This is a genomic window from Xanthomonas sp. F1 (genome assembly GCF_014199855.1).
Genome location: NZ_JACHOK010000001.1, coordinates 459,783 through 471,286, shown reverse-complemented (window position 1 = coordinate 471,286; position 11,504 = coordinate 459,783). Strand labels below are relative to the sequence as shown.

At 70.4% G+C, this 11,504-nt stretch carries 9 protein-coding genes; 6 read left to right on the top strand and 3 right to left on the bottom strand.

Translation table 11 applies throughout. The features are described from left to right. Window positions 1-34: 34 nt before the first annotated feature. Both GGR71_RS02080 and GGR71_RS02075 read left to right on the top strand, forming a co-directional pair. Window positions 35-2,104: a LodA/GoxA family CTQ-dependent oxidase gene (locus tag GGR71_RS02080; protein ID WP_160959979.1), complete on the top strand. Its 2,070-nt coding sequence runs from the start codon at window positions 35-37 to the stop codon at window positions 2,102-2,104. A gap of 20 nt (window positions 2,105-2,124) precedes the next feature. Further along, a complete protein-coding gene (locus GGR71_RS02075; protein WP_202405048.1) occupies window positions 2,125-3,267 on the top strand; it encodes an FAD-dependent monooxygenase in 1,143 nt (380 codons plus the stop codon). Between the two features lie 253 nt (window positions 3,268-3,520). On the opposite strand, the gene GGR71_RS02070 is transcribed toward GGR71_RS02075, so the two are convergent. From GGR71_RS02070 to GGR71_RS02060, 3 genes are all read right to left on the bottom strand, one after another. Further along, a complete protein-coding gene (locus GGR71_RS02070) occupies window positions 3,521-4,429 on the bottom strand; it encodes a DUF72 domain-containing protein (RefSeq protein WP_160959982.1) in 909 nt (302 codons plus the stop codon). Between the two features lie 85 nt (window positions 4,430-4,514). Further along, window positions 4,515-5,054, bottom strand: a complete 540-nt coding sequence (locus GGR71_RS02065; protein WP_160959985.1) for a DNA-3-methyladenine glycosylase I — start codon at window positions 5,052-5,054, stop codon at window positions 4,515-4,517. Window positions 5,055-5,068: 14 nt separating this feature from the next. Next, window positions 5,069-6,862, bottom strand: coding sequence for a DUF4153 domain-containing protein (locus GGR71_RS02060; RefSeq protein WP_184451597.1), 1,794 nt, complete (start codon window positions 6,860-6,862; stop codon window positions 5,069-5,071). Between the two features lie 106 nt (window positions 6,863-6,968). Here GGR71_RS02060 and GGR71_RS02055 point away from each other — a divergent pair, with 106 nt between their 5' ends. The 4 genes from GGR71_RS02055 (at window position 6,969) to GGR71_RS02040 (ending at window position 11,242) form a co-directional block, all read left to right on the top strand. Beyond that, window positions 6,969-7,535, top strand: a complete 567-nt coding sequence (locus GGR71_RS02055; protein WP_048490394.1) for a YqgE/AlgH family protein — start codon at window positions 6,969-6,971, stop codon at window positions 7,533-7,535. A gap of 7 nt (window positions 7,536-7,542) precedes the next feature. Beyond that, the gene (gene ruvX, locus GGR71_RS02050) at window positions 7,543-8,040 is read left to right on the top strand and encodes a Holliday junction resolvase RuvX (protein ID WP_160960061.1); all 498 of its coding nucleotides are present in this window, start codon (window positions 7,543-7,545) and stop codon (window positions 8,038-8,040) included. A 19-nt stretch (window positions 8,041-8,059) separates the two neighbouring features. Then, window positions 8,060-9,007, top strand: coding sequence for an aspartate carbamoyltransferase catalytic subunit (locus GGR71_RS02045; RefSeq protein ID WP_160959991.1), 948 nt, complete (start codon window positions 8,060-8,062; stop codon window positions 9,005-9,007). A gap of 231 nt (window positions 9,008-9,238) precedes the next feature. Continuing rightward, window positions 9,239-11,242 (top strand): M1 family metallopeptidase, encoded by a 2,004-nt coding sequence (locus GGR71_RS02040; protein ID WP_160959994.1) that lies wholly within the window; start codon window positions 9,239-9,241, stop codon window positions 11,240-11,242. Window positions 11,243-11,504 lie beyond the last annotated feature (262 nt).

Sequence of the window (11,504 nt, the reverse complement as noted above, 5' to 3'; positions counted from 1 at the left end):
GCGCCCCTCTCATCCGGATCAGGAGCAAGTCACCATGACCAGCAATGTGTTTCGCGTGCATCCGGCGATCGGTATCGGCCGCGTCGGCGACAGCCAGGAATTCTATCTCGCACCGGTGACCGCGGCCGGCACCCGCGGTGCCGACGGGCTGATGGGCGGGCTGCCGGTGCAGCCCGGCACCGAGTCCACGCCGATCACCGCCGCGCAGTTCCGCGATGCCGCCGGCAACGTCAAGCGCCAGGCCGCGCGCTTCCACATCTACGCCTACCCCAGCGGCAGTTCCGGCAGCTATCCCAACGGCGGCGGCGTGCGCGTGGACGTGGGCAGCACGATCGACGGCAAGACGGTCAAGGACATCGTCTGGACCGTGCATCTGGCCAACAAGAAGCTCAACAACTATTCGACGGTGAGCCAGGGCGGCCAGTTTCGCGGCATCGGCGCCTACGAGTCGCCTGACTTGCTGGAGTTGCGCAATCCGAAGTATCCCGATGCCGCCAATCCGGCCGATCCCAACGATCCGACGCGCCTGCGGCAGTTGGTGATCGATGCGGGTCCGCGTGCGCTCAGCGCCGCGGCCGCGGGCAGCGATGTCGTCGCGTTCGACATGACCACCACCGCCAGTTACGCCGATGCCAGCGGTGTGATCCACCCGCAGCCGGCGTATCCGGTCAGCTTTCCCTCGATGTTCCATGCGCTGCACGAACCGCTCGGCACGCTCGATTCGTTGGGCGACATGCGGGTGGAGGCCAACGGCGCGCTGATCGTGGCCGGCGGCTTCGCCCGGACCTCGGCGGTGATCGGCACCGACGGCACCTATCCGCCGTTGCAGGATGCGACCGAGAACGGCCTGTGGTACGACGATGCCGCCGATGGCCCGGTCAATGCCGTGCTGCTCTTCGACGACGGCAGCACCGCCAGCGTGCAGGGCGCCTGGTACGTCACCGGCGATCCGGGCTATGCGCCGCAGACCCGCAACGTGGTCTCCACCTGGGACGACGTGTACGACGTGTGGGTGCGCGCACTGGGCCTGGTGCCGTCGCTGTACGCCAACAACGCGTTCGTCGCGACCTACCAGCCGTCCTTCAGCGACGACATCCAGCCGATCTTCCATGCGGCGATGCTGCAGCGCTGGAACACCAACCTGCCGTCGGGGGCGATCAAGGGCCACGACATGATCGGGCAGATCCAGCCCACCGACGATCCGGGCGCGAAGATTCCCAACCTGAAGACGCTGATCCGCGATCCGGCCTCCGCCGCGGACACCGAGACCGGCTCGCCGATGATGCCGCTGTCGCTGGGCGATGCGCAAAAGAGCTTCCTCAGCGTCAGTTCCACCCAGTACTTCCTGTTGAGCCAGTGGCACGGCAAGAACTACATGCAGGTGGGCGCGCCGACGCTGGGTCCTGGCGAAGCGCTGGATCGGGTCACCTTGCAGAACTGCCTGGGCGGGCGCTACAGCCCGGGCATCGAGGTGTCGTTTCCGATCCGCGACGTGAACCTCTACGTGCAGGACTGGAAGGCCCAGGACTGCGGTCCGTTCCGCATCAACCAGGCGCCGCTGGACTACGGCAAGGCGACCAAGGACAGCGCGTTCCTGAGCTTCGGCTATGTGCCGCTGCAAACGCATCCGGTGGAACCGGGCGATCTGTCCAAGTTCATGTCCGTGCCCTGGCATACCGACTACAACTCCTGCGCCACCCATCTGCCCGATCCCAATCCGGGGCAGCAAACGGTCAATCCGAACAACACCTTGTTCTGGTCGTGGCCGGCTGAGCGGCCGTTCGCGGTCTACCCGGCGGCGCTATGCCAGGTCGACCCGGACGACGACACCTGGTATCTGGGGCAACAGGTCTACTCGGTACGCGGCGCTGGCACCGACAGCCCGTATCCGACCAGGGCTGGACGCTTCCAGGCATACGCGGACTTCGTCGCCAACTGGTCCAAGGTCGGCTTCGTCATCAGTGGCGCGCAGATCGCGCAAGTCCCCGGCAAGCCGCCGTATCCGCCCGAACTGTTCCTCGAAGTGGCGAGCCAGTTCGATCCGGGCCAGGAGTTCGTGGCGCCCTGGCCGATGGCGAATGTTCCCGTCGATCCATCGGTGTGACACCGGACGAGCCGCACGCGATGACGTTGTCCGAGCCTGCAAGCGCAACGACCGCCGACGCGCGCCATGCCGTGGCGATCGTCGGCGGCGGCGCAGCCGGTTGCGCCACGGCGCTGGCACTGGCGGCACGCGGCGTCGAGGACGTGGTCGTGGTCGATATGGGTCGCGCCGCGGGCTGGCGGCTGGGCGAAGCGCTGGCGCCGACCGCCAGCGCGGCGCTGCAGCGGCTGGGCGTGTGGGAGGCGTTCCTGGCGCAGCGGCCGCTGGCCTCGGCCGGCAGTTGCGCCAGCTGGGGCAGGGCGGAGCTGGGCTACAACGATTTCATCGTCGCCGGCCAGGGCAAGGGCTGGCACGTGGATCGCGCCACTTTCGACGCGATGCTGGCGGCGGCAGTGCCGGTACAAGGCGGTACGCTGCTGCGCGGCCTGCGCCTGGGCGCGGTCGGCCGCGCCGCCGATGGCGACCATGTGCTGGAACTGCGTGGTGAGGACGGCGGCGTGCGCCGGCTGCGTGCCGGCTTCCTGGTGGATGCCAGTGGCATCGCCGCCGCGGCGGTACGGCGGCTGGGGGTGGCGCGCAACGAGATGGACTGCCTGGCCTTCGTGGCCGGTGTGTTCGCGCTGGAGCAGGCCGAGGCGATTCCCTCGCAGGCCTTGCTGGAGGCCTGCGCCGACGGCTGGTGGTACGCGGCGAAGCTGCCGGACGCGCGCTTGATGCTGGCCCTGGCGCTGGAGCCGCGCCGGCAACGGCAGTACCTGGACCGCGAGGTGTGGCTGGCGGCGGCGCGACAGACCCGGCACGTCGCGCAGTGGTTGGCGCAGAGTGAGGCACGCGCGCCCGAGGCCGATGGCCTGATCGCCGCGCTGGGGCCGTCGGCGATCCTCAGTCGGGTGGTGGGCGAGGACTGGCTGGCGGTGGGCGATGCGGCCAGCGCCTACGATCCGCTGACCGCGCACGGCATCGTCAAGGCCTTGCAGGACGGCGAGGCCGCCGCGCACGCGCTGGCGGCGCATCTGCAAGGTGCTGGCCCGGCACCGCTGGCGGCGTACCAGGACGGCGTGTTCGCGCGCTTCCGCGCCTACCTGCGCGAACGCGGGGCCTTGTACGCGCGCGAGCGGCGCTGGGCGCAGGCGCCGTTCTGGCAGGCGCGGCTGGCGGGGTGATGCAGCAGCACTGGAGCGCGTCGCCTAGCCGCCCAGTGCGTCGGAAGCGCGTCTTCGAGCACGACGGCAGACGCAGGCACGCGTAGGCGTGACGTCGGCGATCCTTTCATCACGACGACAGGCAATGCGCAGGAGCGGCTTCATCCGCGAACGGCATGGCCGGTAACGCTGCGTCGCGGCGGAAGCCGTTCCTACGGGACAGTTTCATGGTGCGATGTTCAGCCCCGGCACGTCACATGCGGCCAGGTGCCGCTCAGCCCCCGCTGTCGTTGTCGCCGCGTGCCGGGCAGGGCGTCGGCACGCCGAGCCGTTGCGCCAGGCGCCGCGCGTCGAACGGCGCATGCACCTTCATGTCGTTGTCGAAGTAGCAGTACACGTCGCGCCGTGCGCGGGACGGGGCGCGTGGGCCGACGCGCTGCGCGTCGGCCGGTTCGCCGCCGCGATGCCAGGCATCGATGCGCTGCGCCCAAGTGTCGAGGGCCTTGTCGTCGTAGCCGCTGGCGTAGAGCTGCGCATCGCCGTGCAGGCGCAGGTACAGGAAGTCGGCGGTCACGTCTTCCAGGTACGGCCACTTGCCGGCGGTGTCGGCCTGCACCAGCGCCACCCGGTGCTTGCGCAGCAAGGCCACCGCTTCCGGGGTGGCGAAGCTGGGATGGCGCACTTCCAGCGCATGGCGCAGGCGCCGGTTGCGGTCGATCCGCAGCAGGCTGCGATCGCGCATGCGCGCGCTGTCGCGCTTGCGCGCCAGGGTCAGGGCGGCCTCGCTGGTACGCGGCAGCAGCGTCAGGAAGGCGTCCAGCAGGTCGTGATCGAAGGCCAGCGACGGTGGCAGTTGCCACAGCAGCGGGCCGAGTTTCGGACCCAGCGCGAGCAGCCCGGAGGCGAAGAAGTTGGCCAGTGGCTGCTCGCAGTCGCGCAGCCGCTTCAGGTGGGTGACGAAGCGCGGGCCCTTGACCGCGAACATGAAGCCGCGCGGCGTGGCGTCGTGCCAGGCGGCATAGCTTTTCGGGGTCTGCAGCGAATAGAACGAGCCGTTAAGTTCCACCGAGCGGAAGCACCGCGCGGCGTATTCCAGCTCCCGCCGCTGGGTCAACCCGGACGGGTAGAAGACGCCACGCCAGCGCGGGTAGCGCCAGCCAGAAATGCCGATGCGCAAGGCCATGCGCCGACCATGCCGGCAGCCTCGTGCAGCGCTCGTGCAGGCCGCGCCAAGGCGCCGTCGTTACGGTCCTCGCGCACCAGCAACGTCAGCCGGCGCGCATCCACGGCGGATCCAGCTGCGCGATGCGCGCGAACGCCGGGCAGTCTTCGCGGTGCGCGCCGGGCAGGTAGCCCAGGCTCATCAGGAATTCGCCGGTGATCTCGCCACCGGTGAAGCGGAAGGTGCGCTTGAACAGCTTGATCCACTCGGCCTTGCTGCGCGGATGCTGCGCGTCCAGCCAGGCGGCGAAGCTGCCGTGGCTGGCGCGCAGGCCCTGGATCACCTGCGCGTTGTGGATCGCCGCCTGCACCTTGAGCCGATTGCGGATGATGCCGGCATCGCCGAGCAGGCGCAGCACGTCGGCCTCGCCGAAGGCCGCCACCGTGTCCACGTCGAACCCGGCGTAGGCGGCGCGGAAGCCGGCGCGCTTCTTCAGCATCAGCTCCCAGCTCAGCCCGGCCTGGTTGATCTCCAGCACCAGCCGCTCGAACAGGTCGGCTTCGGCGCGTTGCGGCACGCCGTACTCGTGGTCGTGATAGTGGCCGTGCACCGGGTGCCCGGGGGCGATATCGCAGTAGCTGCTCATGCGGCGGGTATCCGTCAGTCGGTCTGGTCGTTGGGGTCGGCGGGGTACACCTCGGTCCGCCGCGCACCCGGCAATTGCAGGTCGGGCCAGCGCCGCGGCAGCAACTGCAGCTTGCCGTCGCGCAGCGCCTGGTACAGCGCCTCGGCGTTGTCGCCGCGGCGCGGGAACAGGTGGGTTCGCGCCACGTCCTTCCAGCCGCTGCCCAGGTCGGTGTGGATGCGGCATTCGACGCCGTAGCCGACGCCGGCATTGCACAGCAGGACGTCGTCGTGGCCATCGCCGTCCAGATCGCGGCGCAGCGCCACGCACTGCGCGCCTTCGCGCCGGCAGTTGCCATCGTCGATCTGCCCGGCCAGCAGCGCCTGCCACCAAGCGGCGCCGGGATCGGCGCTGCCGGCGGCCAGCACGATGCGCTGGCGCACCTGCAGCGGATCGTTGCTGCGCGGCGCATCCTCGTTGTCGCCGCCCCAGCGCTGCTGGCGCTGCAGCATGCGCTGCAGGCGTTCGCGCTGTACCGGGTCCTCGGCGAAGGCGGGCACCTCGCGCAGCGCCTGCACCGCGCGGTAGCCGCGGCGGCCGCTGTCGAAGCGCAGGTAGGCCAGGTCCAGTTGCGCCGCGCTGGTGCGGCCGTCGGCCAGGCGCTGCAGCTGGTCGCCGACGACGAGGCGGTAGGGGTCCAGCAGGGGCGAGTTGGCCGCCAGCGCCAGGCCGATCACCACCCACGACAGCACCCGGTTCACCGGCGCCAGCGGCTGCAGCCAGCGTGCGCCCGGCCGCAGCACCGCCCAGGCATAGCCGCATGCGTAACCGCAGGCGACCACCGCGACCAACACGCCGGCAAAGCGTTCGGTACTCCAGCCGTATTGCGCGATGCGCAGCCACAGCGCGTACAGCGCCAACCCGGCATACAGCGGCAGGCTGAGCAGTCCGGCGTCGATCACCCGTTGCAGCCAGGCCGGGTAGGGCGCGTCGGCGGCGCCGTCCTGGTACACCGCGTTGACGAAGACCACCACCGTCGCTACCACCGCGATCAGGATGCTGGCCGCGGCGCGGGTCTCCCACAGCGGCTGCAGACCGGTGAACGGCAGGCTCAGCGCGAACAGCACCGCCACGAACGCCAGCAGCGGCAGCAGCCCGGTGCAGATCGCGAACAGGATCTGCCGCATCACCTGCACCGCACGCTGCTGGGTGCGGCCGATCAGGATGCCCAGGCCGAACATGGTGCCGGTGGCCAGATAGACGAAGGCGGTCTGCCGGAACAGGTCGCGGAACAGGGTCAGCTTGACCAGCGCGAACAGGGCGCCCCACAGCCATAGCACCAACCAGCAGATGCCGACGAACAGCAGTGCCAGCGCCAGGGTCAGCGCGTTCTGCCACGCATGCTCGAACAGGTCGCGGTACGGCGCCTGCCAGCGCCCGTGCTGCAGCCGGCACTGCAGCCATGGCAGCAGCACGAACATCGCCAGCGCCACGGTGGCGCCGAACGGGCCCAGCACCTCGCGCGCGCGCAGGCCGGGCGCGCCGGTGGCGTTCCAGACGGCCCAGGCCGACAGCGCCGCCACCAGCACCGCCACCGCGATGGTGTGCTGCCACAGGCGCAGCGCGCCCAGGTGCCGCACCGACAGCAGGGTCATGGTCGGCACGGTCAGCACCAGGGTGTACCAGCACACCTGTCCGCCCAGCGAGCCGAACGGCCACAGGCCGCTCTCGGCGCCGCGCTGCGCCAGGTACAGCAATGCGCCCTGCAGCAGGGCCACCAGCACGATGAAGGCGCGGGTCTGGCGCGGCAGGTCGGGGGGCGTGTCCATGCGTGCGTGCTCCTGGGCGACCGGTCGGGGCCGCGATCGGGCGGATTATGGCAGCCCGCCGCAGCCCGGCGCAGCGCACACGCGGGAGGGACGATAGAATGGGGCCATGTCCGCTTTGCCCACGCCTCTGGCCAACCAACTGCTGATCGCGCTGCCGGCGCTGTCCGATCCCAACTTCGCCCGCAGCGTGGCGCTGATCTGCCAGCACGACGAGAACGGCGCGATGGGCGTGGTGGTCAACCGCGCCTCCGAATACACCCTGGGCGAAGTGCTGGAGCAGATGGGCATCGAGACCATCGACGCGGCGTTGCGCGAACAGGTGGTGCTCAGCGGCGGCCCGGTGCATCCGGAGCGCGGCTTCGTCATCCACGATGGCGCGCACGGCTGGGATTCCAGCCTGGCCTTCGCCGAGGGCCTGTTCCTGACCACCTCGCGCGACGTGCTCGAGGCGATGGCGCGCGGCGAAGGCCCGCGCAACGCGGTGGTCGCGCTGGGCTGCGCCGGCTGGGGTGCCGGCCAACTGGAATACGAACTGGGTGAGAACAGCTGGCTGACCGCGCCGGCCGATGCCGAGCTGCTGTTCGAGCTGCCGCTGGAGCGGCGCTGGCAGACCGCGGCCGGGCGCATCGGCGTGGACCTGTTCCGCCTCACCGACTACAGCGGGCATGCCTGAGTCCGGCCTGCCTGAGGCTGGGGCTCCCGCGCCAGCCAGCGCCACGCCCGCGACGATCCGTCGCGACGGCACCGTGCTCGGTTTCGACGTCGGCCACCGCCGCATCGGCGTGGCGGTCGGCAGCCCGTTCGGCAACGGCGCGCGTGCGCTGGCGGTGATCGACGTGCATGCGCAGGGGCCGGACTGGGCGGCGCTGGATCGCCTGCAGGCCGAATGGCGGCCGCACGGTCTGGTGGTCGGCGATCCGCTCACCCTCGACGGCGCCGACCAGCCCAACCGCAAGCGCGCGCATGCCTTCGCCCGCGAACTCGGCGCGCGCTACCGCCTGCCGGTGGTGCTGGTCGACGAGCGCTCCAGTTCGGTCGAGGCCGCGCAACGCTTCGCGGTGGACCGTGCCGCCGGCCGCAAGCGCCGCCGCGATGCCGCCGCGCTGGACGCGGTGGCCGCCGCGGTGATCGTGGAGCGCTGGCTGGCCGCGCCCGACGACGCCATTCCTCCTCCCTGATCCACAGCCCGGACCTGCCATGACTGATCCGCAACTCGATTCGAACGGGCGCCTGCGCCACCTGCTGACCCTGGAAGGGCTGCCGCGCGCGACCTTGCTGCAACTGCTGGACCGCGCCGGGCAGATCCGCGACGCGGCGGTGGGCCGGGTCGGCAAGCGCAGCGTGCTGGCCGGCACCGCGGTGTGCACGCTGTTCTTCGAACCGTCCACGCGCACCCGCAGTTCGTTCCAGCTGGCCGCGCAGCGGCTCGGCGCCGACGTGCTGAACTTCGACGCCTCCACCTCGTCCACGCGCAAGGGCGAAACCGCGCGCGACACGCTGAAGAATCTGGAAGCGATGGGCGTGCGCGGCTTCGTCGTGCGCCATCCCGAGGACGGCGCGGTCGAGCGCCTGGCCGAAGCGGCGGGCGAGGGCACCGCACTGATCAACGCCGGCGACGGCCGCAGCGCGCATCCCACCCAGGGCCTGCTCGACATGCTGACCCTGCGCCACGCCAAGGGCGGCGACTTCTCCAAGCTCAAGCTGGTCATCGTCGGCGACGTCAAGCACTCGCGGGTGGCGCGCTCGGACCTGCATGCGCTGCGCACCCTCGGTGCCGGCGAAGTGCGCGTGTGCGGACCGCGCTCGCTGCTGCCCGACGACGACACCCTGGACGGCTGCGTGGTCGGCGAGGATTTCGACGCCATGCTCGACGGCGTGGACGCGGTGATGATGCTGCGGCTGCAGCGCGAGCGCATGGAGGAAGGCCTGGTGTCCTCGCTGGAGGACTATCACGGCCAGTACGGCCTCACCGCCGAGCGCCTGCGCCGCGCGTCCAAGGACGCGGTGGTGCTGCACCCGGGCCCGATCAACCGCGGCGTGGAAATCACCGACGAGGTCGCCGACGGCGCGCAGTCGTGCATCCTGCGCCAGGTCGCCAACGGCGTGGCGGTGCGCATGGCGGTGCTGGAGACCTTGCTGGGCTGAGCGCAAGCGCGTCGCGCTCCTGTAGCTCGCGTAGGAGCGGCTTCAGCCGCGACGGGGCATTCCCGGCCCCTGTCGCGGCTGAAGCCGCTCCTACGGCACATATTCCGTCGTGACGAGACGTGCCCTGAGGCACCTCCAAGACGGCATCACACCCGAAGGTGGCGATCGGCACATCCGCGCCACCCTGAATCGGCCTACCATCGGCGGCGATCCTCCCCCACGGACGTCACCATGCTCCCTGTTCTGCGTCGCGCTGCGTTCGCCGCGGCCTGCCTCCCGCTTGTCGCCGCCGCCCAGGCCGGCACCGCTACTGTTGCCGCCGCCACGGACAGCGCCGGTAGCTACGATCCGCAGGCGCTGTTCGCACCGCTGCAGTTGCCGCAGCCGGCCAATGCCTACCGCAGCGGCGGTGGCGTGCCCGGCCCGCAGTACTGGCAGAACCGCGCCGACTACGACCTGCACGCCACCATCGATCCGGCCACGCACACGCTGCGCGGCCAGGAGACCATCACCTACAGCAACCGCAGCCCGGACACGCTGGACGTGCTGTGGCTGCAGTTGGACCAGAACCTGTACCGCGCCGATGCCCGCGCGAGGACCTTGCGCGCGGCGCGTGCCGACCGGCCCGCGCCGCAGAGCACCGAGGGTTACCGCATCGCCAAGGTGGAACTGGAGCAGGGCGGCAAGCGCGTGCCGGCGACCTTCCTGATCGACGACACGCGCATGCGCGTGGACCTGCCGCAGCCGCTGGCCAGCGGCAAGGCGCTCAAGCTGCATATCGACTACGCCTACACCGTGCCCGGCACCTGGGGCGGCCGCACTGCGGTCACGCCCACGCCTGATGGCGACATCTACGAGATCGCGCAGTGGTATCCGCGCATGGCGGTGTACGACGACCTGCGCGGCTGGGACACGCAGCCCTACCTGGGCGCGGAGTTCTACCTTGAGTACGGCGATTTCGACTACGCGGTGACGCTGCCGTGGAACTATCTGGTGGCCGGTTCCGGCGAACTGGTGAATCCGGCGCAGGTGCTCACCGCCACTCAGCGCCAGCGCCTGGCGCAAGCCGCCGCCAGCGACGCGACGGTGACCATCCGCGGCGCCGATGAAGTGGGCAACCCGGCCAGCCGACCCGGCACCAGCGGCACCCAGACCTGGCACTTCCACATGGACCACACCCGCGACGTGGCCTTCGCCGCGTCGCCGGCGTTCGTCTGGGATGCGGCGCGGATCGACCTGCCCCAGGGCAAGCATGCACTGGCGATGTCGGTGTATCCGCGCAGCGCGGTCGGCAGCGACAAGTGGGGCCGCTCCACCGAGTTCGTCAAAGCCTCGATCGAGCACTTCTCGCAGTGGTATCCATACCCGTGGCCGGCGGCGGTGAACCTGGGTGGCCATGGCGCCGGCATGGAGTATCCGGGCATCGTCTTCGACGACATGGAGGACGGCGGCAAGCAATTGTTCTGGATCACCGCGCACGAACTGGGCCACGGCTGGTTCCCGATGATCGTCGGCTCCAACGAGCGCCGCCATGCGTTCATGGACGAGGGCTTCAACACTTTCATCGACGTGTACGCCTCCGATGCGATCAACCACGGCGAATTCGCGCCCAAGCGCGATGGCGAGTACGCGCCCGGCGGCGGCAACCCGGTGGACGAGATCCTGCCGCTGCTGGCCGACGCGCAGGCGCCGACCCTGCTCGATCGCGCCGACGCCACCAGCGAGAAATACCGGCATCCGCTGACCTACTTCAAGGGCGCGCTGGGCCTGGTGTTGCTGCGCGAACAGATCCTCGGCCCGGCGCGCTTCGACCCGGCGTTCCGCAAGTACATCGCCACCTGGGCCTACAAGCACCCCACGCCGTCGGATTTCTTCCGGCTGATGGAGAGCGAGGCCGGCGAGGACCTGAGCTGGTGGTGGCGCGGCTGGTACCTCAACAACTGGCAGCTGGACATGGGCGTGCGCGCGGCCGCCTATATCGACCACGACCCGGCCAAGGGCCTGCTGGTGACCTTGAACAGCCGCCAGAAGCTGGTGATGCCGGCGACCTTGCGCATCGACTTCGCCGACGGCAGTCACCTGGACCAGCGCGTGCCGGTGGAGACCTGGATGCAGCAGACCCAGCCGCAGATCCGCGTGCCGAGCACGCAGAAGGTGCTGCACGTGACCCTGGATCCGGACCACGTGCTGCCCGATGCCGACCGCAGCGACAACCGGCTCGACACGGTGAGCTGAGCGCGCGCGGCCATCCGCGCCGCGTCGGCGTCGGCTGGCCTGCGCAAATGTGCTGCGGCCGCAACATTTGCGGTCGCACGTCAGCGGTGGGCGCCTGTCCCGGGGGAGTGCCCTGGCGTCGCTGGCGATGTGTGCGATGCGCGTGCGTTCGCCGTCATTGCCGGCCACCGCTGCGCAACGCGGCGCGTGTGTAGACGGCCTGTCCCTGGCTGTCGCTGTCTGTCTCCTGCGGACCGTGCGTGTCCGCTTGTCCTGTCCCGCG

Bases quoted from the DNA above. Each gene is read 5' to 3' on its own strand.
- GGR71_RS02080 (WP_160959979.1), top strand. From the start codon at position 35: ATGACCAGCAATGTGTTTCGCGTGCATCCGGCGATCGGTATCGGCCGC.
- GGR71_RS02075 (WP_202405048.1), top strand. From the start codon at position 2,125: ATGACGTTGTCCGAGCCTGCAAGCGCAACGACCGCCGACGCGCGCCAT.
- GGR71_RS02070 (WP_160959982.1), bottom strand. From the start codon at position 4,429: ATGGCCTTGCGCATCGGCATTTCTGGCTGGCGCTACCCGCGCTGGCGT.
- GGR71_RS02065 (WP_160959985.1), bottom strand. From the start codon at position 5,054: ATGAGCAGCTACTGCGATATCGCCCCCGGGCACCCGGTGCACGGCCAC.
- GGR71_RS02060 (WP_184451597.1), bottom strand. From the start codon at position 6,862: ATGGACACGCCCCCCGACCTGCCGCGCCAGACCCGCGCCTTCATCGTG.
- GGR71_RS02055 (WP_048490394.1), top strand. From the start codon at position 6,969: ATGTCCGCTTTGCCCACGCCTCTGGCCAACCAACTGCTGATCGCGCTG.
- GGR71_RS02045 (WP_160959991.1), top strand. From the start codon at position 8,060: ATGACTGATCCGCAACTCGATTCGAACGGGCGCCTGCGCCACCTGCTG.
- GGR71_RS02040 (WP_160959994.1), top strand. From the start codon at position 9,239: ATGCTCCCTGTTCTGCGTCGCGCTGCGTTCGCCGCGGCCTGCCTCCCG.